Origin of the sequence: Thioalkalivibrio sp. ALE10, from assembly GCF_000381385.1 — a bacterium.
Lineage (GTDB): Bacteria > Pseudomonadota > Gammaproteobacteria > Ectothiorhodospirales > Ectothiorhodospiraceae > Thioalkalivibrio.
Window position 1 is genome coordinate 107,965 of the sequence record NZ_KB906456.1, and the last position, 20,768, is coordinate 128,732.

At 67.8% G+C, this 20,768-nt stretch carries 17 protein-coding genes and 1 tRNA gene; 10 read left to right on the top strand and 8 right to left on the bottom strand.

Annotation, left to right across the window (positions count from 1 at the left end; translation table 11 throughout):
• Positions 1-89: 89 nt before the first annotated feature.
• On the bottom strand, positions 90-1,169 hold the full coding sequence (locus F788_RS0111625) for a biotin/lipoate A/B protein ligase family protein (RefSeq protein WP_019590260.1): 1,080 nt from the start codon (positions 1,167-1,169) through the stop codon (positions 90-92).
• Positions 1,170-1,235: 66 nt separating this feature from the next.
• A complete protein-coding gene (locus F788_RS0111630; RefSeq protein ID WP_019590261.1) occupies positions 1,236-3,374 on the bottom strand; it encodes a TonB-dependent siderophore receptor in 2,139 nt (712 codons plus the stop codon).
• 146 nt (positions 3,375-3,520) lie between these two features.
• Between F788_RS0111630 and F788_RS0111635 the strand changes: the two genes are divergently transcribed.
• Genes F788_RS0111635 through F788_RS0111645 form a run of 3 tightly spaced genes read left to right on the top strand, consistent with a single transcriptional unit; the run spans position 3,521 to position 6,006 of the window.
• On the top strand, positions 3,521-4,021 hold the full coding sequence (locus F788_RS0111635; RefSeq protein WP_019590262.1) for a RimK/LysX family protein: 501 nt from the start codon (positions 3,521-3,523) through the stop codon (positions 4,019-4,021).
• Positions 4,018-4,923: a 30S ribosomal protein S6--L-glutamate ligase gene (rimK, locus tag F788_RS0111640; protein ID WP_019570368.1), complete on the top strand. Its 906-nt coding sequence runs from the start codon at positions 4,018-4,020 to the stop codon at positions 4,921-4,923. The genes F788_RS0111635 and rimK overlap by 4 nt, the downstream gene beginning before the upstream one ends.
• Positions 4,924-6,006, top strand: coding sequence for a succinylglutamate desuccinylase/aspartoacylase family protein (locus F788_RS0111645; RefSeq protein ID WP_018869306.1), 1,083 nt, complete (start codon positions 4,924-4,926; stop codon positions 6,004-6,006).
• 26 nt (positions 6,007-6,032) lie between these two features.
• Here F788_RS0111645 and F788_RS0111650 read toward each other — a convergent pair whose 3' ends face one another.
• A complete protein-coding gene (locus tag F788_RS0111650; protein WP_018869305.1) occupies positions 6,033-6,626 on the bottom strand; it encodes a CBS domain-containing protein in 594 nt (197 codons plus the stop codon).
• Between the two features lie 735 nt (positions 6,627-7,361).
• Here F788_RS0111650 and F788_RS0111655 point away from each other — a divergent pair.
• The 3 genes from F788_RS0111655 to F788_RS0111665 are packed head-to-tail and all read left to right on the top strand — an operon-like array spanning position 7,362 to position 11,815.
• Positions 7,362-9,776: an EAL domain-containing protein gene (locus F788_RS0111655; protein WP_019590264.1), complete on the top strand. Its 2,415-nt coding sequence runs from the start codon at positions 7,362-7,364 to the stop codon at positions 9,774-9,776.
• Positions 9,777-9,791: 15 nt separating this feature from the next.
• Positions 9,792-11,507, top strand: a complete 1,716-nt coding sequence (locus tag F788_RS0111660; protein ID WP_019590265.1) for an ATPase domain-containing protein — start codon at positions 9,792-9,794, stop codon at positions 11,505-11,507.
• Positions 11,504-11,815 (top strand): circadian clock KaiB family protein, encoded by a 312-nt coding sequence (locus tag F788_RS0111665; RefSeq protein WP_019590266.1) that lies wholly within the window; start codon positions 11,504-11,506, stop codon positions 11,813-11,815. The genes F788_RS0111660 and F788_RS0111665 overlap by 4 nt, the downstream gene beginning before the upstream one ends.
• A gap of 9 nt (positions 11,816-11,824) precedes the next feature.
• Here the strand turns inward: F788_RS0111665 and F788_RS0111670 are convergent.
• Positions 11,825-11,901 (bottom strand) — tRNA-Arg (locus F788_RS0111670).
• A 164-nt stretch (positions 11,902-12,065) separates the two neighbouring features.
• Here F788_RS0111670 and F788_RS0111675 point away from each other — a divergent pair.
• Positions 12,066-12,398 (top strand): hypothetical protein, encoded by a 333-nt coding sequence (locus tag F788_RS0111675; protein WP_019590267.1) that lies wholly within the window; start codon positions 12,066-12,068, stop codon positions 12,396-12,398.
• An 8-nt stretch (positions 12,399-12,406) separates the two neighbouring features.
• On the opposite strand, the gene F788_RS0111680 is transcribed toward F788_RS0111675, so the two are convergent.
• The gene (locus F788_RS0111680) at positions 12,407-13,108 is read right to left on the bottom strand and encodes an arylesterase (RefSeq protein WP_019590268.1); all 702 of its coding nucleotides are present in this window, start codon (positions 13,106-13,108) and stop codon (positions 12,407-12,409) included.
• Between F788_RS0111680 and F788_RS0111685 the strand changes: the two genes are divergently transcribed.
• Positions 13,107-13,817 (top strand): ABC transporter ATP-binding protein, encoded by a 711-nt coding sequence (locus F788_RS0111685; RefSeq protein WP_019590269.1) that lies wholly within the window; start codon positions 13,107-13,109, stop codon positions 13,815-13,817. The two genes, F788_RS0111680 and F788_RS0111685, sit on opposite strands and share 2 nt — an antisense overlap.
• Complete coding sequence (locus F788_RS0111690; RefSeq protein WP_019590270.1) at positions 13,814-16,333, top strand: ABC transporter permease; 2,520 nt, start codon at positions 13,814-13,816, stop codon at positions 16,331-16,333. Before F788_RS0111685 ends, F788_RS0111690 begins: the two co-directional genes overlap by 4 nt.
• 9 nt (positions 16,334-16,342) lie before the next feature.
• Here F788_RS0111690 and F788_RS0111695 read toward each other — a convergent pair whose 3' ends face one another.
• Positions 16,343-17,221 (bottom strand): undecaprenyl-diphosphate phosphatase, encoded by an 879-nt coding sequence (locus F788_RS0111695; RefSeq protein WP_019590271.1) that lies wholly within the window; start codon positions 17,219-17,221, stop codon positions 16,343-16,345.
• Between the two features lie 101 nt (positions 17,222-17,322).
• Here F788_RS0111695 and F788_RS0111700 point away from each other — a divergent pair, with 101 nt between their 5' ends.
• Entirely contained in the window at positions 17,323-19,023 is a 1,701-nt protein-coding gene (locus F788_RS0111700; RefSeq protein ID WP_019590272.1) for an ExeM/NucH family extracellular endonuclease, read from the top strand.
• Between the two features lie 8 nt (positions 19,024-19,031).
• Here the strand turns inward: F788_RS0111700 and F788_RS0111705 are convergent, their stop codons facing one another.
• Positions 19,032-19,931, bottom strand: coding sequence for a mechanosensitive ion channel family protein (locus F788_RS0111705; RefSeq protein WP_019590273.1), 900 nt, complete (start codon positions 19,929-19,931; stop codon positions 19,032-19,034).
• A 10-nt stretch (positions 19,932-19,941) separates the two neighbouring features.
• Positions 19,942-20,754 carry a hypothetical protein gene (locus F788_RS0111710; RefSeq protein WP_019590274.1) on the bottom strand — a complete coding sequence of 271 codons (813 nt, stop codon included), beginning with the start codon at positions 20,752-20,754 and terminating at the stop codon, positions 19,942-19,944.
• Positions 20,755-20,768 lie beyond the last annotated feature (14 nt).

Below are 20,768 nucleotides of genomic sequence, written 5' to 3' on the forward strand. Positions count from 1 at the left end.
TCCGGGGGACGGACCGACCGCCACGGCCTTGCCTCACTGGCCTCGCCGCGGCGCCTGCTCCGGCGCCGTGGTTTGGTCCGTACCCGTACTCAGTGCGGTTCGTGGTGGCGGGCCGCCAGAATCGCCGCCGCCACATCCGCAGGTTCAATGCCGGGGGCATCCAGCCCCACTCCGGACATGGCCGTGGCCACCGCATCCTGCAGCACCGGCTCCTCCAGCGGGATCCCGTGCAGGGCATCCGCGACCCGGTCCATGCCGTCCTCGGGGAACACCGTGAAGTCGCCGGACAGCAGGAGATCGGCGATCTCGTCGTCCTTTTCCATCAGCTGCGCGCGGATCAGCCCGCCGGCCGCCTTGTGCGCGCCCTCCGCGAGATGCGTGCCCGCGGCGATTTTGACGCCCATCTCCACGAACTTGCGCCCCTTGCGATAGGTCCACTCGGGATCCGCCAGGGCCTGCAGCTGTTCATCGATGGCGGCGACCTCCTCGGCCGTCGGCTCGCTCAGCTCGACGTCCACGTCCAGCTCCTCGCCAACCCGCTTGAGAAAGGCGTCGCGCACCGTCTCGCGCGGCGGCTTCTCACCCAGCTCGCGGGTCAGCGTGGTGATGTAATCCTCCATGCCGGCACGCAGCTTGTCGCGGAACTTCTCCGACGGCACCTTCAGGCACTGCGCCATGGTCGCGGTGTCGAAATCGAACATGAAACTGCCGACCATCACGGTGGCATCGCCGATGCTGGCCGCACCCGTCCCGCCGATCTTGCGCCCGTCGACGTGGATGTCGTTCACCGGACGGAAGGTCGCGTTGACCCCCAGATCCTGATAGGTGTGGATCACCGGATCGATGAACTTCTGATAGATCTGCGAGACGATGCGCGGGGCCTTCGCGCTCGGGTAGATGAAGTGGAAGAACATCTGGTCGCGGTCCAGATACACCGCGCCGCCACCCACATGCCGGCGCACGATGGGGAGGTTCTGTTCCTCGCAGTACTCCTCGTCCACCTCCAGGGCGATCTCCTGATGCAGTCCCACGCAGACGTAGGGATCATCGGGGTTTACCAGGGTCAGGACCGGATCGTCGTCCGGCCCCATCGCCTCGGCCACGCCGTGGTACACGGCCTGGGAACGCAGTGCGGGCTGCTGCCCGAAATCGATCACGCGCAAACGCATCTTCCTTCCTCTGATCGAGCGGGGCCGCGGCCCCGGTATCCATGACGGCTCCGGCCGCGGGCCGGATCAGAACTCAGCGTACCAGACCACGCCAAAGCTGCGGCCGGGGGCGAGGATCTCCTGCGCGCCACGCGCCGGGTCGATCTGATCCTCGCGCTGGCCGGTCACGTGCTCGCGGTAGGCCTTGTCGGCAATGTTGTTCACCTGGAAGGTCAGCTCGTTGTGGCGCAGCAGACCGGACGGCTGGAAACGATAGCCCACCAGCAGATCCCCGGTCGCGAAGCCGGAAGTCTCGCGTTCGGTGTTATCCGTGAAGCGGTCCGCCGTGCGATCCTGGCGCGCCACCGCGCGCAGCCGGCCTTCCCACTGCCAGCCCTGCTCCACCGAACGACGCAGCGCGATGCTGGCCTCCGGCGGCGGCATCTCCGCCAGCGGCTCGTCGAACCGGCTGTCGCGGTTTTCGCCGCGGATCCAGGTGCCGGTGAATTCGCCGGTCACGTGCTCGGTGAACGGGCGCTGGACCTGCAGCTCGACCCCGCGGATGCGCGCCTCGTCGAGGTTGACCGTTTCACGCTGGTTCTGCGTGCCCGGCAACACCACCGCACCGATGTAGTCGCGTATCCGGCTCTCGTAGGCGGAGACCATGTAGCTGAAGCCCTGCAGATGGCCGCGCGCCCCGACCTCCAGGGTCCGGTTGCGCTCGGGATCCAGTTGGGGGTCGGCGATCCAGCGGTAGCCATCGCTGTATTCGTAATTCAGATAGCGTTCGAGAAGGCTGGCCGAACGGTAGCCTTCGGACAGGCTGACATACGGGTTGACCTCATCGCGCAGGTCCCAGTTGAAGCCGGCGGACCAGCTCAGGTTGTGATCCACTTTCTGCAGATCACCCGCCGCACCGAGCACGTCATCCGCATCACCCTCCACGCGGTCGTAACGCATGCCAAGGTTCAGGGTGCCGGCATCAAGGAAGGTCTCGTGCTGCACGAACACGCCCTGCGAATCGATCTGCCCATCATCGATCAGATTCATCGGGGCATTCTCTCGGGGCCGAAAGTCTTGATCGACGTTCCCGATATAGGAATCCGGACCGGCCCGCAGGCGCCAGTACTCGGCGCCCACCAGCAGGATCTGATTGTCGGTCGGGAACAGCTCCGTCTGGATCCGGGCCCCGTCGGTGGTGAAATCGGTGTCGGACACGCGGTAGTCCCGCCCCAGCGCATGGCTCCAGTCGTAGTTGCCGCGCGAGAGCTCCTGGCGATAGATCGAGGCCTCGACGCGGGGTGCCCAGGCGCCACCGAAATCGCCCTGGTAGGTCGCCTCCAGCAGGTCCCGGGTCTGCGTGGGCGTGTAATGCGTGTTCAGACCCAAGGGGGCAGCCTGACCTCGTTCTTGAGGGTCAACGACATTGTTCGGATCCCTGTCATTGACCGACCGCGAAGCCAGATACCAGACGTCCTCGCGCTCGTCGCGCTGGGCACGGAAACCGAGTTCGTGATCCGGCGTCAGGCGGGTGCGATAGCGCAGGTGATAGGCCTGCTGCCGGGTCCCGCTGTCGTCCAGGCGGTCGCCGTCGCCCATGCGGTAGTCACCGGTATCCAGATAGGCGGTGGAGAAGTCCAGCACGTGGCGTTCGTTGGAGGCGGTCACCCCCAGCGCGGTGCGCAGCCCGCGATCCACCGAGCTGTAACCCAGACGGCTCCAGGCGTTCATTTCCTCTTCTTCGGTGAAATCGCCGCTGCGGGTAATGATGTTGATCACCCCGCCCATCGCGCCGGAACCGTAGAGCACCGAGCTCGGGCCGCGCACGATCTCGATGCGTTCGATCAGGTCCATGTTCACGTAGGAGGCGAGCGAGCCGCGCGCCGGCGGCTGCATCGCGTTGACCCGCACGCCGTCCACCAGCACCAGGACCTGGTCACGCTTGAGCCCGCGGATGATCGGGTCCTGCCCCACCGAGCCGTCCACCGCGGTGGCCAGGCCCGCCTCGCCGCGCAGCAGATCGCCCACGCCCACCCCCGGGCGGTTGCGGATTTCGTCGCGGTCGATGACCGTGACCGATGCCGGCGTGTCCTCGATCAGGGTCTCGTAGCCGGTGGCCGTCACCGATACCGGTGCCAGCTCCACGGCCTCGTCCTGGGCCAGGGCCGCGCCCGGCAGGGCCAGCAGCGTGGCCAGAGTCGTCTTCCCGATGGTACGTTGCGTCATGGTGATCTCCCCCGTTCCGAAGCCGCGCAATTTAGGCACCTGACGGCCGGGCCGCAAACCGATCCCCACAGCTCACATGGACTTCATCAGGAGACGTTGATGTACTGCAATCGGCTGCACCCGGAAATCGGGCCCGCGAGGGGCGGATGAAGACCCGTCCGGTACTTGGCTGGCGCGAGTGGGTGGGGCTGCCGGAACTGGGGCTCGACTGGATCAAGTGCAAGGTCGATACCGGCGCGCGCAGCTCGGCGCTGCACGCGTTCGCGATTGAAACCTTCCAGCGCGACGGGCACGAATGGGTCCGTTTCGGCATGCACCCGCGCCAGCACGACAGCACGACCGAGACCTGGTGCGAAGCCCCGGTGCTGGATGTACGCCCGGTCACCGACTCCGGCGGCCACCAGAGCGACCGCTACTTCATCCGTACGCCCGTACGCATCGGGGAATCGCTGCTGCCGGTAGATCTGTCCCTGACCGCTCGCGATACCATGCTGTTTCGCATGCTGCTCGGGCGCGAGGCGATGCGGGGCCGGTTTCTGGTCGACCCCGGCGCATCCTTCGCCCTGGGGAAACCCCCGGAGCAGCCCGACAGCCTGCAGCAGGACCACGACGACGAACCCGCAACCAGCCCCCGGGAAACCCCATGAAGATCGGCATCCTGTCGCGCAACGCCAAGCTCTACTCCACCCGCCGCCTGGTCGAGGCCGCCCAGGAGCGCGAGCACGAAGTGCGGGTGGTGGACCCGCTGCGCTGCTACATGAACATCACCGCGCACAACCCGCAGATCCACTACAAGGGCGATATCCTCGATGAATTCAACGCGGTCATCCCGCGTATCGGGGCCTCGATCACCTTTTATGGCACGGCGGTCCTGCGCCAGTTCGAGATGATGAACGTCTACCCGCTGAACGAATCGGTGGGGATCTCGCGCTCGCGCGACAAGCTGCGCAGCCTGCAGCTGCTGTCACGCCGCGGTATCGGGCTTCCGGTCACCGGCTTCGCCCACTCACCGGACGACATCGAGGACCTGCTGGACACGGTCGGCGGCACCCCCTGCGTGATCAAGCTGCTGGAGGGCACCCAGGGGCTGGGCGTGGTGCTGGCCGAGACCAAGCAGGCGGCCGAGAGCGTGATCCAGGCATTCATGGGGCTCAAGCAGCACATCCTGGTGCAGGAGTACATCAAGGAGGCGAAAGGGGCGGATATCCGCTGCTTCGTGATCGGCGACAAGGTGGTTGCGTCGATGAAGCGCCAGGCGAAGGAAGGCGAGTTCCGCTCCAACCTGCATCGAGGAGGCAGCGCGGCGCTTTGCCGCATCACCCCGGAGGAACGCGCCACCGCGGTGCGCGCGGCCAAGGTGATGGGCCTGAACGTCTGCGGCGTGGACCTGCTGCGGTCCAATCACGGCGCGGTGGTCATGGAGGTCAATTCCTCGCCCGGACTGGAGGGCATCGAGGCCGCCTCGGGCAAGGACGTCGCCGGGATGATCATCGATTTCATCCAGAAGAACGCCAAGCCCAACCGCACCAAGACCAAGGGTCGCGGCTGAATGGCCGGACTGCCGCGGGCCCGCCGCAACCGCCCGGTCACGCTGGGCGACACCACCGTGCAGCCGGGCGAACGGCGCACGGTCGAACTGGAAGTCGGCAGCCTGTACACCCATACCCCGGCGCACATGCCAGTGCAGGTGGTCTGCGGCCGGCAGAAGGGGCCCGTGCTGTTCGTCAGCGCCGCCATCCACGGCGACGAGATCAACGGCGTCGAGATCATCCGGCGCCTGCTCAAGGTGCCGGCCCTGCGGCGGATGAAGGGCACGTTGCTGGCGGTGCCGGTGGTCAACATGCACGGCTTCATCAACCAGAGCCGCTACCTGCCCGACCGGCGCGATCTCAACCGCGTCTTCCCCGGATCCCGCAAGGGCTCGCTGGGGGCCCGGGTCGCACGCCTGTTCATGCGCGAGATCGTGCACAACAGCACCCACGGCATCGACCTGCACACCGGCGCGATCCACCGCTCCAACCTGCCGCAGATCCGCGCCAACCTGGACCACCGCGAGACCCGCGAGATGGCGCAGGCCTTCGGCGCACCGGTCATCCTCAACTCGGCCCTGCGCGACGGCTCCCTGCGCGAGGCCGCCGCGGAGCGGCAGGTCCCCATCCTGCTGTACGAGGCCGGCGAGGCCCTGCGCTTCGACGAGCTCTCGATCCGCGGCGGGGTTCACGGGATCATCGAGGTCATGCGCTATCTGGGCATGCTGCCGGCGCCGCCCCGCCAGCGGCGGCGCAAGGAGCCAGTGATGGCGCGTTCCGCCAGCTGGGTACGCGCACCGGAAAGCGGCATCCTGCGGATCTTCGTGCGCGAAGGGGACCGCGTAACCCGCGACCAGACCCTTCTGGCGATCGTCTCCGACCCGTTCGGCGAACGCGAGACCGAGATCCGCGCCCCGGTATCGGGGATCGTGATCGGCCAGTTGCGCCTGCCCCTGGTGAACGAAGGCGACGCAGTCTTCCACATCGCCCAGTTCCACCGCACCGACATCGCCGTGGAACGCCTCGAAACCTTTCAGGAGGACCTCGAGGCGCCGGGCTACCCCTACGCAGACGGCGGCAACGGGCGCGGCGAAGGCCCCTGAGAGGCCTCCGCCCCTCCCCCGACGGCTCAGGACGCCAGCGACCGCTCCAGCTCGGCGAACGACTGGGCCGGCCCTTCGGGAGACACATCCACCCCCAGCTGGCGCCCGATCTGGGTGGCCGAAAACAGCCCGCACACGGCCTCGCTGCCATCATCCCGGCGCAGCACCACCAGGGCATGCTGACGACCCGATTTCTTCAGGGTCCGGACCACGTCGCCCACTCGCGAATGTTCGACCTTGTCCAGATCCATCGCTTCCAGCTCGCTGACCCTGCTCATTACGTGCTTCACTTCCACCGCCTCGCGGGGGATCCCCTCTTCCTGGGCCGCCCGCACCGGGCCCTCGCCCATGATGTCGCGGGCCGTCACCACACCCTTCACCGAGTCCTGCGCATCGACCACCAGCAACAGACGGACCCCGGCATGGATCATCCGCTGCAGCGCCTCGTCGGCCCGCATGTCCGCCATGGTCGTCACCGCCGGCACCTTGCGCAGATCGGTCATGGCGCGATCCGCCGGCGAATCCGGTGTCACCCGCGGCGCCAGGACACCGTCGCAACGCAGCACGGCGGTATCCGCGGACAGCGGACGAGTCTGGATGGGGGCAAAGCTGTTGTTCATGAACCGCTCCTTGACGTGGTTGCACGGCCCTCGCGCGAACCCCGCACGAAGGTCATTCCTCTGGAGTGTAGTCAGAAATCTTGCGTCCAGTGTCATTCTGGACGCAGACCCGCTCAGGGTCCCCGCAGGCACGAGAGAAACCGGCCGGCGGTGAAACAATCACAGAGCAGCAGGATGGATCTGTGGGCTACCAACCCTGAATGCCTCCACCGCCAACGTGGAAGTGACTCGACGGTCACGCATCGGGTCCTGTATTGTTGTGATACAGGTATCATACAGTGTTTGTAGCAAATTGACACGCAACCGTTACCAGCTCCTGCAGGAGCCGGGTCACCCGGCTGACGTCACCCACGCAGCGATGCCCCGTGGCTTTACCACCTCCATAGACGCACGTTTCAGCGACGGCGCCGCACCGGAGCGGCCATCTTGATCCCGGACGGTCTTGCCAGCCTCGATGCTTGGCTGGTCACGGCGCTGATTGCCGGTTCACTATCCGGCGTCCTAACAATACTCGTATTCCGTCTGGTTCTCCGTCGCCGCAAAGCGGGCGAGGGAACCACTAGACGCAAGCTGGAGGACGTCCGGCAGACCATCGAGCATGCCCTCGTCCCAATCGAGGACCAGGCAGACAAGCCCAACCTCGCAGCTACGCTTCGCCGAATGCTTCATTCTTCGGAAGAGACATCCGCGCGATTGCTGGTCCAAAAGGAACTCCTCCAGCACCTCCACGATCTTGTGGGAAAGAGCGAGGATTTGTGCGGCATCGCCGATGCCGATTACCGCTACATATGGGCCAACCGCGCCTACCGCGAACATTACGGGCTGACTGACGGGGAGCTCGTGGGGCGTTCACTGCCCGAAATACTGGGCGCGGATTATTTCGAGCAAACGGTCAAACCCTATCTGGATCGCTGCCTGGGCGGGGAGACTGTGAGGTACGAGACCGAGCGCACCACGACCGATGGCCAGCGCCGTCGACTCCGGGTGAACTACTATCCGCTTGGCCCTGGTCTCGACCGGAAACAGCGGGCGGGAGCGGTCATTACCGACGTCACCGACCTGCGTACGGCCGAGAACGAACTGCAACGCCAGGCCCACCTGATCGAGATGGCCGGCCAGATCGCCCGCGTCGGCGGCTGGTCAGTATATCTCGATGACGGGCGAATCGCCTGGTCACCGGTGGTCGCCGAGATCCATGGCATGCCAGCGGGTTACGCCCCGCCGATCGAGGAGGGGATCAACTTCTACGCGCCCGAGTCGCGCGACCGGATCCGCACCCTGTTCAACGACTGCATCGAACGGGGGCTCCCCTACGACGAAGAGCTGGCCATCATTGACACCGAAGGACAGCGCAAATGGGTACGTGCACTGGGCGAACCGCTTTTTGATGCTGAAGGCCGCATCGTGGGGGCCCAGGGGGCCTTCCAGGATCTGACCCGCCACCGCGAACGTGAGCGCCAGCTCCACCGGTTCCGCCACATTATCGAGCAGAGCCCGGCGGCGGTCGCCGTCACCGACCTGGAAGGCCAAATCGAATACGTGAACCCGGCCTTCGAACGGGTCTCCGGCTATTCCAGAGATGAGCTGTTGGGCCAGACACCGGCCCGGATCCAGAGCGGCAACACGCCGGACGAGGTCTATCGGGATCTTTGGGGCACCATCACCGCCGGGGAGACCTGGACCGGAGAGATCCAGAACCGGCGCAAGGACGGAACCCTGTTCTGGGAACAGGATGTCATTTCGCCGCTCAAGGACGAACAGGGTCGGGTCATCAACTACGTGGCGATCAAGCAGGACATCACCTCCCTGAAGAAGGCCGAGGAGCAACTTCGCCGGCTCGCCTTCGAGGACGCCCTGACCGGACTGCTGTCACGTTCTGGCTTCGAACGGGCGCTGCAGGAACGGATCGATGGGGAGCACTGGCATCCGGCCGGTATCCTGGTGATCACGGACATCGCGGCAATGCGCGACATCAACGAGTCTTACGGCTACGAGGCCGGCGACTGGCTGCTGAAGGAATTCGGGCAGCGTCTGAAAGGACAGGGGGGCGACCACGGCCTGGCCGGCCGGATCGGCGGCGACGAATTCGTTGTGTTCCTCCCCGAACCCCGCGAGCCGCCGGAACTCGAGCTGGGCGAGCTGCACGACGCATTGACCGCGCCCTTCGCGATGCACGGCGCGGAGTTCGAGGTCGCGATTCGCATCGGCTTTACTCGTATGGGTACCCGGCGTCGCACGGCGGAGGATCTGCTGCACGAGGCGGAGCTCGCCCAGTTCCGCAACCATGCCGAGGTTTCCCAACTATGGTCGGCGTTCACCCCTGAACTGCTCGAGGAAACCCAGGAGCGCATCGACCTCACGCGCGACCTGCGCGAGGCCCTCAAGGAGGACCAGCTCGAACTCCACTTCCAGCCCAAGGTGGACCTGGCCAGTGGCCAGCTGGTGTCCTGCGAGGCGCTGCTGCGCTGGAATCACCCCGAGCGCGGCCTGCTCCCGCCGGACCTGTTCATCAGCCTGGCCGAACAGAGTCAGCAGATCACCGCAGTGGGCGACTGGGCGCTCGCGCGGGCCTGCCAGCATCTGCGCGAATGGCGCGATGCGGGCCTGGAACCGGTCCGTGTGGCGGTCAACGTGTCGCTGACGCAGTTCGAGGTCGGCAACTTTGCACGACGCGTGCAAAGCATCCTAGAAGTATCGGGGGTCGCCCCCGAGGAACTGGCACTGGAGGTTACGGAAGGGGTGTTCATCGGGCAGTCTCCCGCCCTGTTGCAACAGATACGCGTCCTGCATGAAATGGGCGTGCGCCTGTCCCTGGACGATTTCGGCACCGGCTATTCCTCGCTGCTTTACATCAAGGAATATCCCTTCGACGAGATCAAGATCGACCAAGGCTTCGTGTTCCATCTGCTGGACGAACCTTTCCATCGCCACATCGTGGAGACGGTGGTGACACTGGCCCGGGCGATGGATGCGGAAGTCATTGCCGAAGGCATCGAGTCCGCGCAGGTTGCGGAGGCCCTGCTGGAAATGGGCTGCCCCTTCGGACAGGGCTATTACTACAGCATGCCGCTGGAAGCGGAGGACTTCCGCTGGTTGCTGGAGCAGCGAGGGCGCCTGCCGCTGGGCAGCACTCACCCGCCATCGACCTGAACAACCGGAGTCCGCATGGAACGACCCCAAAACACACTGCAAAAGGTCGAAACCGGCATCGCCGGGCTCGACCGTGCCACTCGCGGCGGCCTGCCCAAAGGCCAGGCGACGCTTGTCCTCGGCCAACCCGCCGCCGGCAAGACCGTGCTGTGTCTGCAGATCCTGGCCCGAGCGGTGGAACAGGGTGAACGCGGCGTTTTCGTGACCTTCGAGGAATCGCCCGAGCAGGTGCGGCGCGACGCCGCCTCGTTCGACTGGGGCGCCGGGCTGCTGGACTCCGAACGCTGGCAGCTGATCGACGCACGCCCGCATCCGGGGGCCGAGGCGGCCGGCGAATTCGACATGGGAGGCTTGCTGAGTGCCGTCACGCCCGCGGCCGACGGCGATGCAGGCTGGGTGATTTTCGACGGCATCGACCAGCTCCTGCAGCTCCAGCCAAACCCGCATGCCGCCATCGAGCAGATCCGCCGAATCAACGATCACTGCGAGACCCACGGTCAGGCGGTGCTGATCACCGGCAAGGCACGGGGTGACGGCCCCGCACCGGCCTGGCTGGAGGGCATCGAGTTCCTGTTGTCGTCGAGCCTGCTGCTGTCGGCGCGCGTGGTCCAGCAGAAGCTCAACCGCTCATTGCGCATTACCAAGTATCGAGGAAGCGACCATGTCGCCGACGAAATGCCAATGCTGATCGATGGCGAGGGCATTCAGCTCCCCTACCACGAGGCCCCTCCGATCGGTCAGCCAGCGGCCGGCAGCGAACGGCTGACCACCGGCATCCCGCGTCTGGACAGCCTCCTGGGTGGCGGCATCCATCGCGGTTCCAGCCTGCTGATCTCCGGTCGCCCCGGGACCGCCAAGAGCACCCTGGCCGGAACCTTCGCAGAGATCCGGGCAAGGGAAGGCGAACGCGTGCTGTACATCAGTTTCGATGAGCTGGAATCGGCCTACGTGCGCAACCTGACATCGGTGGGGATCGACCTGGCCACCCCGATCGCCCGCGGGGTCGTCCATTTTCAGGATTTTTCCGCCTACGCCTCCAGCGTCACCGAACAATTCCTCGCATTGCGACGCCTCATCGACGGATTCGCTCCCGACTGTCTGATCATCGATCCGGTCTCCGCCTTGCTGAAAGCCAGTGCCACCGAAGGCGCCCATCTGGCGACCGAGCAGCTGACCGATCTGGCCCGGCGACGCGGCATCACCACCGTCCTGACCGCACTGAGCGGTGTAGAGGACCCGGAGGGAGAAGCCACCCTGGGCCATGTCTCCACGTTGGCCGATACCTGGATTGTCGTCGGTTACAACGAACGCGGGGGCGAACGTAACCGGTCGCTGTCCATCGTGAAATCGCGCGGTTCGGCTCACTCCAATCAGCAGCGCGAACTAATCCTGTCCGACAGCGGACTGGACCTCGCGGATGTTTACGCATCCGGCTCGGAGGTGCTGATGGGGACGGCGCGCGCGATGAAGGAACGCGAGGATCAGGAGCGGGAGCGCCAGCGACAGCTGGAACGCGAACGTCGGCGCCTGGACCTGGAACAGCGCATCCTGCAGGCGGAGAAAGAACAACAGCGCCTGGAGGCCGAACGCGACCACCTGGATCGGACAAGCGGCGAGACGGATCGTCTGGAACACGATTATCACGAAGAAATCCGCCGCCGCCGGGACCCGGATCACGATCCGGAACCCTTCAAAGAAGGTCAGCATGCCGACGGAGGAAAACAGCATTGAACGAGAATCAGGACCATGGCGAAGCCTCCATGCCCGTGCTGACCCTCTTCGTAACCGGATCGGCACCCCGCTCGCAGCGCGCGCGGGCCAACCTCGCCCGAATGCTGGAGCAAATCGGCCGCTCCGACATGCAACCTCAGGAGATCGATCTTCTAGAACAGCCCGAACAGGGCATCACCCAGTCGGTGTTCGCCACGCCATCACTGCTGAAGACCGACACCCATGGCGAAGTCTCCGTGCTCTACGGGGATCTGTCCGAGGAGGAGAAGCTGCGGCGGTTCCTGGCCGAACTGGGAACCGACGGGTAAACCGGAAGATGGCGTCCCCGGCAGGATTCGAACCTGCGACCTACCCCTTAGGAGGGGGTTGCTCTGTCCAGCTGAGCTACGGAGACGCGGGCGGGAAGCCGGATTATACGCGTGGCAGAGCGCATGTCGAAAACGCCGCCCGGTTCGCCTGCAAGCAGGCTCCTGCCATTCCGCTCGCATCGGGTGCGATTCAAACTTAACGGGGCGGCACGGGGTGGCGCCCCGCGCGCCGGCGAACTAATGTACGGTCATGGAGAAGCTGAACTCGGAGCAAACCGGCCGTCTGATCGATCTGCTGTGCCCGCTGGTAGGGGTGCGTGGCGAGGTGGACGGACATGTGGTTGAACTGGTCGAAATCCTCGACGAGGGGCCGGGCGGTCAGCCGGGCATCGCGCTGATGGACGCCGGTGTGGACCGCAGCATCCAGACCAATCAGTACGGTGATCCGCTGTCGCGCCATTCCCGGGTGCGGACCCTGCCGTTGCTGAGCGAGGTGGAACCCGATCTGCATCCGGTGCTGCGCGCGCTGATCCCCGCCGAGGTGCTGCAGCGCTGCCGCGAGGAACTGCGCCCCGAAGACTGAACCGGTGCTCAGTCCCGGTTGCCATTCAGCGTTTCCCGGGCTTCGACCCGCTCCAGCAGCGGCTCCAGTTCCGGCCAGACATTCTCCAGCAGCTGCGGCTGCGCCTCGGCCGACGGATGGATCCCGTCGTCATGCATCATCACCTCGTCGTCGGCCACGCCGTCCAGAAAGAACGGTTCGAAGGCCAGCTCGCGTTCTTCCGCCAGATCCCGGAACACCGCCTCGAAGCGGTCCGTATACTGGGGACCGTAGTTGGGCGGGATGCGGATGCCCAGCAGCAGGGTCTTCGCGCCCGCGGCGTCGATCGCATCCAGCATGGCCTCGAGGTTCTCGCGCATGGCGGCGGGCGCCAGCCCGCGCAGGCCATCATTGCCGCCCAGTTCCAGGATGACGACATCCGGTTCGGCGCGCTCCAGCTCCCCGAGCAGGCGCTGACGGCCACCGGCCGTGGTCTCGCCGCTGATCGAGGCGTTGTGCACCCGCCAGTGACCATCCCGCGCTTCCAGGCGATCTTCCAGCAGGGCCACCCAGCTTTCGTCCTCGCTCATGCCCCACGCCGCGCTGAGCGAATCGCCGAACACCAGCAGGCGATGGGTGTCGTCCTCCGGGGCCTTGTGGGCAGAATTCTCCGCCGGCGGGGAATTCGCGGCGAGCGGAAGACTCAACAGCAGGGCAAGATACCCAAAGACCAGCAACGGGAAACGCGACATGGATGCATCCTCGCAAGCAGTACTGGAAGCCACGGACCTGCGCCAGCGGGTGGAGGGTCCCAGCGGCACGCTGGACATCCTTCGCGGCGTGTCCCTGGCGGTCAACCCGGGCGAGACGGTCGCCATCCTCGGCGCCTCCGGCTCGGGCAAGTCGACCCTTCTGGGTCTCCTCGCGGGTCTTGACGCCCCCAGTGGCGGAGAAGTTCGCCTGCTGGGCAAGACGATCAGCGAACTGGACGAGGACGGCCGCGCGGCCCTGCGCGCCGGACGGGTCGGTTTCGTGTTCCAGTCGTTCCAGCTGCTGCCGGCCCTGACCGCACTGGAAAACGTCCTCCTGCCGCTGGAGCTTAACCCGGAACACGCGCAGCAGCCGGCCGCGGAGCTGACCCGCCGCGCCCACGAGGCGCTGGAGCGCGTGGGGCTGACCGAGCGTGCGCGCCACTATCCGCACCAGCTCTCCGGCGGCGAACAGCAGCGCGTGGCGATCGCGCGGGCGATCGTCGACCGGCCGGCCATCCTGTTCGCCGACGAGCCCACCGGCAACCTCGACGGGCGCACCGGCGAACGCATCATCGAACACCTGTTCGCCCTCACCGACGATCCCGAACCCGGCCACGTCCCCGCTGCCCTGCTGCTGGTCACCCACGACCCCGAACTGGCGCAGCGCTGCGACCGCATTATCCGCATCCAGGACGGGGTTCTGGCATGAGTCCGGCGGCCGGACTGCATCATCCGCTGCGCCAGCTGCGGGGATGGCTGCGAGGCACCCGCCAGGAGTGGCGTTCGGCCGAACTGCGGGTGCTGGCCGCCGCCCTGGTGGTGGCAGTGGCTGCGGTGGCCGCGGTGGGCTTCTTCACCGACCGCGTCGATCGCGGCATGGCCGACGAGGCGGCCTCCCTGCTGGGCGGGGACCTGTCGGTGGTCGCGCGCGACCCGATCCCCGACGAGTGGGTGGAAGAAGCCCGGGAACGTGGGCTGGAACAGGTACGCACGGCCGCCCTGCCCTCGGTGCTGTTCGGCGCGGAAGACCGCTCGCGACTGAGCTCCCTGCGCGCGGTGGATCCCGACTGGCCGCTGGTGGGCGAGGCCCGCATCCGCGACGCCGAGGGCCGGGAGCGGACCGTGACCGAGGGCCCGGAGCCCGGCGAGGCCTGGCTCGAAAGCAGCCTGCTGAACGACCTCGGTCTGGAGCCGGGAGACACGGTCACCGTCGGCCGCAGGGATCTCGAGATCACCGCGGTCCTGACCCTGGAACCCGACCGCGGCAGTGCGCTCACCGATCTCGCACCGCGCCTGCTGCTCGCCTACGAGGACCTGGAATCGACCGAACTGATCGGCCCCGGCAGCCGCGTGCGCTACCAGTTCCACCTGCGCGGGGCGGACAGCGCGGTGGCCGGGTTCGAGCAGTGGCTGGAACCACGTCTGGAGGCCGGGCAGCGCATCCAGGGCCTGGAGGATGCCGATCCGGAGCTGCGCGCGGCGATCGAGCGCGCCGAGCGCTTCCTCGGCCTGGCGTCGCTGATGGCCGTGCTGCTGGCCGGGGCCGCGATCGCGGTGGCGGCGCACCACTTTGCCCAGCGCCGCGCCGACTCGGCGGCGATCATGCGCGCCCTGGGTGCCAGTGCGCGGCGGGTGCTGGCGGTGTATTTCGGGCGTGTGCTGCTGGTCGCCCTGATCGCCTCGCTGATCGGGCTGGCCATCGGCTTCGCCGCGCAGTTCGTGCTCGCTGCCCTGCTCGGGGACTGGCTGGACGCCGATCTGCCCGCACCCGGCCTGCGACCGGTGGTGGCCGGGCTGGGCGTCGGCCTGATCACCGCCGCCGGCTTCGCCCTGCCGGCGATGCTGCGCATCGGACAGATCCCGCCGCTGCGGGTGCTGCGCCGCGACATCGGCCTGCCGTCGGCCTCGGTGTGGCTGTCGGGCGGGCTGGCAGTGGCGGCCTTCGGCGCCCTGCTTTGGTGGCAGGCGGCCGATGCGCAGCTCGCCCTGTGGGTCCTGCTGGGCACGGCCGGGGCCCTGCTGATCCTCGGCCTGCTGGGGGCGGCCCTGGTGCTGGCGGTACGCCCGCTGCGTGACCGCGGCGGCATCGCGCTGCGTTTCGGCCTGGCTAATCTGGCGCGGCGCGGCGGGCTCAGTGCGGTGCAGCTGGTGGCCTTCAGCGTGGGCATCCTCGCGCTGCTGCTGCTGGCGATCGTGCGCGTCGACCTGCTGGAGGCCTGGGATGCCAGCATCCCCGAGGATGCGCCCAACCATTTCTACGTGAACATCCAGCCGGGGGAACAGGACCGGCTGGCCGACCGCATGGAAGAGGCCGGTCTGGAACGCCCGCAGATGGACCCGATGATCCGCGGCCGACTGGTCGCCATCAACGACCTGCCGGTGGGGCCCGAGGACTTCGACGACGAGCGCACCCGGCGCCTGCTGGACCGCGAGTTCAACCTGTCCTACGCGGAGCAGCCACCGGAGCACAACCCGGTGGTGGAAGGTCACTGGACCCTTGACCAGCCGGATTCCGACGGGCTCTCGGTGGAGGCCGGGCTGATGGAGCGCCTGGGGCTGGAACTGGGCGACAGCCTGACCTTCCGCATCGGCGGGCGCGCGGTGCGCGGGACCATCACGAACGTGCGCGAGGTGAACTGGGACAGCTTCCGGGTGAACTTCTTCGTCACCGGCGCTCCCGCCCTGCTGGACGAGCAGCCGCGCACCTATATCACCGCGTTCCGCCTGCCGGAGGACATGCACGACGCCCAGAGCCGCTGGCTGCGCGATTTCCCGGCGGTCACCGCCATCGATGTCAGCGCGATCCTGGAGCGCGTGCGCGACATCATCGAACAGGCCACGCGCGCAGTGGAGTACGTGTTCCTGTTCACCCTGGTGGCCGGGCTGACGGTGCTGTTCGCCGCGGTCCAGGCAACCCGCGACGTCCGCCGGCGCGAGGCCGCACTGCTGCGCACCCTGGGCGCACGCCGCCGCGACATCCGCAACGCGCTGCTGGCCGAGTTCGGAACCCTGGGCTTTCTCGCCGGGCTGCTGGCGGCGATCATCGCCACCGCGATCGGGGCTCTGCTGGCCTGGCAGGTGTTCGACTTCGACTACCGCATCAACCCGATGACGTTCGTCTACGGGATTGGCGGCGGCACCCTCGGCATCGCACTGGCCGGCTGGCTGGGCACCCGGCGGGTGCTGGATCAGGCCCCGCTCACGGTGCTGCGCGGGCCGGAGTGACGCGATGGTTCAGTGGCCGTACATCACACCGGTGTCGAGGAAGCCGAACAGCACCAGCAACGCCAGGATCCACACGTAGATGGAGAACACCTTCAGGCTGGAGCGATAGAGGAAGAACAGCACCATCTTCAGCGACACCACGCCGACCACCGCGGAGACCACGAAACCGGTGATCAGCGCGGACCAGGGCAGATCGCCCAGGCCGTCGTGGTTGAACACGTCCAGCGACTGCACGGCGGTGGCCGCGAGGATGGTCGGGATCGCGAGGAAGAAGCTGTATTCCGCCGCCCAGCGCCGCTTGAGCCCGCTGAACAGGCCGAACACGATGGTCATGCCACTGCGGCTGAGCCCGGGCACCAGGGCAAAGCCCTGGGCCACGCCGATCACCGTCGCGATGCGCGGGTTCAGCTTGCGCAGCCCCAGCGGGCGCCGGCTCAGGCGGTCGGTCCACCACAGCAGCACGCCGGTCAGGGTCAGGGTCCCGGCGATCAGCACCGGGTTGGCGAACACCTGCTCGAAGGCCGCCTTGAGGGTAAAGCCCACCGCGGCGGTCGCGGCCACCGAGAGCACGCACAGCATCGCCAGGCGGAAGAACAGCATCTCGCGGCGCGCGTCGCCATGGCGCGAGGCCCACTGCCAGCTCTCGCGCAGGATCCCGCCGGAGAGCTGCCACAGGCTGCGGCGGAACACATAGACGATCGACACCAGTGTGCCCACGTGCACCACCAGATCGAACAGGATCATCTCCGGACTCTCCGGCGGCGGCAGCTCGTGCCCCTGACCAATGAGCCAGTGCTGGGTCAGTACCAGGTGCGCGGTTGAACTCACCGGCACGAACATGAAAATACCCTGTACGATTCCCAGCAGGGTCGCGATCCAGATCGCCATCGCCGTTCGCTCCTGTCCGCGGGCGGGGAAGGCGCCGCAGTATACGGAAATCACACCACGAAATCGCCGGGCGCCGTCACACGCCCGCCAGGGAAGAAACCATGCATGCACCGACCCGCCACACCCCGCGCGCCGCCACCGCCACCCTCATCCTGCTGCTGGCCCCGGTCCTGCCGGGGGCGGCCGCCGCCGACTGCCCCGCCCCACCGGCCGACGAACGCATGGCCCTCGACGAGCTGCGCGCCGGCGCGGTGGACGAGGATCAAACCGTGGTCGCCGAGGGCACGGTCAGCGGCGTGTTCCACGGCGAGGACGCGCTGGGCGGGTTCTATCTGCAGGACGATGCGACCGACCCGCCCACCGGGCTGTTCGTGTACGCCCCGGACCACGCGGACGCCGACCTGGCACCCGGCGACCGGGTCCAGGTCCATGCCCGTTTCGGCCGCCACCACGGCCGCCCGCAGCTGTCCCGGGTGCAGGCACTGGAGCGCTGCCGGCGCGGCGAACCCCCGCAGGCCGTGACCCTGCGCCTGCCGGAAGACGCCGATCGGCTGGAGGCCCTGGAGGACGTGCGCGTGCGTTTCGACCAGACCCTGACCGTCACCGCCAATCGCGAACTGGCGCGCTACGGCAGCCTCGACCTTGCCGCCGGCGGGCGGCTGCGCCACCCGGGTCAGACCGGGGCCTTCGGCGATCCCGATGCCGGCACCGGCGACGGCGAAGGGGACAGCGACCGTCGCATCGTGCTGGACGACGGCAGCTACCGCGCCCGCCCCGACCCGGTGCCGTATCTGGACGACCACGGCACCCGCCGCGTCGGCAGCCGGGTCGACGGCCTCACCGGCATCCTGACCCACGCCTTCGATACCCACCGCGTGCATCCGGTCCAACCGCCGCAATGGGAGGGCGGGGAACGCCCCGACCCACCACCCGAGCCCGGCGACGACACCCTGCGCATCGCCACCGCGAACCTGGAGAACGACTTCGTCACCCTGGGCGAGCGCGGCGCGCAGGATCCCGCCGAACGCGAACGCCAGACCGCCAAGCTGGACGCCCAGCTCGCGGGCCTGGCGATGGACGTCCTCGCATTCGTGGAACTGGAGAACCGCCCCGCCGCCGGACGCGAGCTGCGCGAGCGGGTGGATGCCCTGGACGAGCGCACGCACATGCGCAAGGCCACTCACCCCGACAGCGGGACCGATGCGATCCAGGTCGGCCTGCTCTACAACCGCGAACGGGTGGAACTGCTGGACACCGCGGCCGACGGGGATGCGGTCCACCACCGTCCGCCGCTGCTGGGCTGGTTCCGTTCACGCGACGGCGGCGAGCCCTTCGGCGTGGTGGCCGTACACTTCAAGGCCAAGACCGGCTGTCCGGAGCACGGCGACATCGACCGCGGTCAGGGCTGCTGGAACCAGCGCCGCACCGAGCAGGCCGAGCGCCTGGCGGAGTGGATCGCCCGGCAGCGCGCGGCCAGACCGGACGACCCGCCGGTGATCATCGCCGGCGACCTCAACAGCTACGCCGCCGAAGACCCGCTGACCGCCCTGCGCGCGGCCGGCAAGGAGGACCTGGTGGCCACGGATCCGGAGACCATCCACACCTACGTGTTCCGCGGCCGCTCGGGGCAGCTGGATTACCTGCTCGGCCCGGAGGCGCTGGCCGCGCGGGTCGTGGCCGCCGACACCTGGCCGGTGAACGCCGACGAACCCGTGTTCCTCGGCTTCGACGGCGCCCATCCGGCCGACGGCCCCTGGCGCGCCTCCGACCACGACCCGGTGTGGCTCGACCTGCGCCCGTAGGCCGCCGGTCAGCTATTACCGGGGGTATTGTCCACCGGCGGGACCTCGGGCCCGGGCGCCGGCTCGTCGCCGGAGACCACGCGCACCGGGAAGGGGGCGCCGGTCAGCGAACCCAGGGTGCGCTGCGGGAACGGGATCTCGATGCCGGCGTCGTCGAAGGCCTTCTTGACCGCGATGTGCATGCGATTGCGCAGGTCGAGGAAGTTTTCCCGCTTCGCCCAGACCGAGAACTGCAGTTTCAGTGCCGAGTCGCCGAATTCAAGGAAGATGAACAGCGGGCGCGGCTCCTCCAGACACAGCGGTTCGCGATCGGCCACGTCCGTCAGGATCTCGCGCACCCGCACGATGTCGGCGTGGTAGGCGACGCCGATCTGCATGTCCAGACGCCGGATCGGAAAGCGCGTGAGGTTGGTCAGCTGCGATTTCACCAGGGTCTCGTTGGGTACCCGCACCATCAGGTTCTCGAAGGTGCGCAGCTTGACCGACAGCATGTCGATGGACAGCACCTCGCCGGTCACGTCGCCCACCCGGACCACGTCGCCCACCGCGAACGGGCGCTCGCCGATCAGGAACAGGCCCGAGATCAGGTTGGAGGCGGAGGTCTGCGAGGCAAAGCCGATGGCCACCGTCAGGATGCCCGCGGCCCCCAGCAGCACGGTCAGGTCGAAGCCCAGCTCGCGCAGGGCCGATACCCCGGCCAGCACCAGCACCAGGTAGAACCCGATGCGCCGCACCAGCATCGCCTGCTGGGCGTCCAGATGGCGTCCCGCGACCCGGATCAGGGTGCGCGACACCACCCGCGCGAGCAGCAGCCCCACCCCCAGATAGATCGCCGCGCGGACCCAGGCGAGCACCGCGTCGGCGGTCATCAGCTCCACACTGCGCGCGATCCAGGAACCCTCTTCCATCTCGCCCCCCCTACTGGAACAGTGCGCTGAACGCGCGCAGGCTGAAGCGGCTGCCACCCGATTCACGCGGTTCGGCCACCCGCCGCGCGCGGGGCGACTCGGCCGGAGGCCCCTCGCCCAGCTTGACCTCGGCCAGGTCCCGTTCGGGCTCGTGCTGTACCCGCACCGCCGAAGTCCACAGGCGGCCGCGCGCGTCCGCATACACCGGCAGGCGCGGCACCGGCAGCTTGATGCGCTCCAGCAGCAGTGTGTCGCGGGCGGCATTGTGCACCGTCAGCGGCGTCAGCACGCGATGGGCGCGCTCGGGCACGTCTTCGAGGGTCATGCGCGCCTGGGTGCGGCTGGCATAGCACAGCTCGCCCTCCACCGTGTTCGGGCCGAACCAGGTATCGGAGGCGGGATACGCGGGGAACTCGTGGAGCCGGGTCTCTCCCAGCCGCAGCTGCACCCAGGCGGGCGTGCTCACATACAGGGTGACCTCGCCGCCCGCGGGCACATGGAACGGCGCCTCCGGACGACTGACCACCGGCCGGTCGGCCAGGGCCACGGCCAGCGTGGCCGTCGCCCCGCCCGGGGTGCCGGCAAACCGCCGCTGCTCCGCCGGTTTCTCGGGCACCGGTTCGCGCGCGGGGATCTCGCGCCGGAAACCGCTTTCCTCCGGATCCCGCTCGCGCGCCAGCCACAGGTCCCACTCATCGGCGCAGCGTTTCAGCCACAGGTCCAGCGGCCCGATCGCCCAGTGCCCGGTCGTCCCGGGCGGCAGCTCCACCGGACCCCACCAGCCGGCACCCTCACCGGAATTCGAATGTACGCGTACGCCCATGGGCCCCTCCCTCT

Coding starts and splice junctions, on each gene's coding strand:
- F788_RS0111710 (WP_019590274.1), bottom strand. CDS start 20,754: ATGGGCGTACGCGTACATTCGAATTCCGGTGAGGGTGCCGGCTGGTGG.
- F788_RS0111645 (WP_018869306.1), top strand. CDS start 4,924: ATGGCCGGACTGCCGCGGGCCCGCCGCAACCGCCCGGTCACGCTGGGC.
- F788_RS0111650 (WP_018869305.1), bottom strand. CDS start 6,626: ATGAACAACAGCTTTGCCCCCATCCAGACTCGTCCGCTGTCCGCGGAT.
- F788_RS0111680 (WP_019590268.1), bottom strand. CDS start 13,108: ATGTCGCGTTTCCCGTTGCTGGTCTTTGGGTATCTTGCCCTGCTGTTG.
- F788_RS0111690 (WP_019590270.1), top strand. CDS start 13,814: ATGAGTCCGGCGGCCGGACTGCATCATCCGCTGCGCCAGCTGCGGGGA.
- F788_RS0111635 (WP_019590262.1), top strand. CDS start 3,521: ATGAAGACCCGTCCGGTACTTGGCTGGCGCGAGTGGGTGGGGCTGCCG.
- rimK (WP_019570368.1), top strand. CDS start 4,018: ATGAAGATCGGCATCCTGTCGCGCAACGCCAAGCTCTACTCCACCCGC.
- F788_RS0111660 (WP_019590265.1), top strand. CDS start 9,792: ATGGAACGACCCCAAAACACACTGCAAAAGGTCGAAACCGGCATCGCC.
- F788_RS0111685 (WP_019590269.1), top strand. CDS start 13,107: ATGGATGCATCCTCGCAAGCAGTACTGGAAGCCACGGACCTGCGCCAG.
- F788_RS0111705 (WP_019590273.1), bottom strand. CDS start 19,931: ATGGAAGAGGGTTCCTGGATCGCGCGCAGTGTGGAGCTGATGACCGCC.
- F788_RS0111675 (WP_019590267.1), top strand. CDS start 12,066: ATGGAGAAGCTGAACTCGGAGCAAACCGGCCGTCTGATCGATCTGCTG.
- F788_RS0111695 (WP_019590271.1), bottom strand. CDS start 17,221: ATGGCGATCTGGATCGCGACCCTGCTGGGAATCGTACAGGGTATTTTC.
- F788_RS0111630 (WP_019590261.1), bottom strand. CDS start 3,374: ATGACGCAACGTACCATCGGGAAGACGACTCTGGCCACGCTGCTGGCC.
- F788_RS0111700 (WP_019590272.1), top strand. CDS start 17,323: ATGCATGCACCGACCCGCCACACCCCGCGCGCCGCCACCGCCACCCTC.
- F788_RS0111625 (WP_019590260.1), bottom strand. CDS start 1,169: ATGCGTTTGCGCGTGATCGATTTCGGGCAGCAGCCCGCACTGCGTTCC.